2 protein-coding genes are annotated in these 1,080 nt (G+C 44.7%); one reads left to right on the top strand and one right to left on the bottom strand.

Annotation, left to right across the window (positions count from 1 at the left end):
• Window positions 1-552, top strand: a 552-nt coding sequence (locus tag ACRC27_RS02250) for a TyeA family type III secretion system gatekeeper subunit (RefSeq protein ID WP_438639093.1), incomplete at its 5' end; no start/stop codon positions are given.
• A 119-nt stretch (window positions 553-671) separates the two neighbouring features.
• Here the strand turns inward: ACRC27_RS02250 and ACRC27_RS02245 are convergent.
• Window positions 672-1,080: LysR family transcriptional regulator substrate-binding protein (locus ACRC27_RS02245; protein ID WP_438639092.1), on the bottom strand; the 409-nt coding region annotated here is incomplete at its 5' end.

Below are 1,080 nucleotides of genomic sequence, written 5' to 3'. Positions count from 1 at the left end.
GCTTGGTTTGATCAAGTTCGTCGCTGGCCTGAACGACGGAAACGTATTCGTGTGCTATTACGCGCGCTGGCTTACTCGCTAAGTGTGAATGATGCGCAGGCTGAGCGTATTCGTATTGCCAATGTTATTGCACAGCTTCGCCGGTTATCTCTTTTTCTCAGCCTAGAAGCCGACAGTCAGTGCGTTGATCTTTTTCCACACAGCCAAATCAAGTCTAAACACCGAGAAAAAAAAGAGAAGGAGAAGAGAAAAGAAGAACAGGAAGAAAAAGAAACACAAACGGCAGAGGAGAATACCGATACTGATCAAACCTTAATCCGCATTATCGCCATTATCGAACAACCTTGGATATTTTGTGATTGGTTGATACAAACAATTGATCTGCACAAACGGCCCATGGCAGAAAAAATTCCCTACCTAAATCAGCTTTATCAGCTTTTCAGCCGCCTGCCAGACGCGTGTTTTAATGAACCCGATCAGCGTAATCAAATTCATGAATCACTACTAGAAGCCATTAACAGCTTAAAAACCACCACGGTTCAGACTCTGTAATCCTAAAAACCAAATATTGATTATTGAGGATGGAGAGCATACGCCCTCCAAATACTATCAACCTGTTTCATTGTTGACATATCATCACCTGACTCACCTCTCCAACTAAAACTGTTTCGTTAATTAGAAGAGGAGATCTCTTCATCCACCCAGCGCAATAGTTGTTTTACGGCGCGCGACAAAATTTGATTTTGCCGCACAATATAACCTAAGTGGGTGGTCGAAAAACGCGGCAACGGTGTGATCCGTGAACGTAAATTTAACTTAGGGTGCAATGAAAATTCAGGCACAATCGCCACACCAAAACCAGCCTCTGCCCAATCAATTTGAGCATCAACACTGCCCACTTCCATAACCCGCACTGGTGGCAATGATAAACGTTGTAGCGATACATCAATCAGTGCCCGCGTGCGGGTATCGTGCCCCAGTAAAATCAGAGTAGGTAATTCCGCCGAGGCCGCCTGCTTGGTAGCAAGCACCACCGTATCGGTTTGTTCATCAAACAATAATCCTTCACCCAAAGCACAC

Source organism: Plesiomonas sp., from assembly GCF_051650925.1.
In the GTDB taxonomy this organism is placed as follows: domain Bacteria; phylum Pseudomonadota; class Gammaproteobacteria; order Enterobacterales; family CAMTGL01; genus Plesiomonas.
This window is presented reverse-complemented; position numbering and strand designations above follow the sequence as displayed.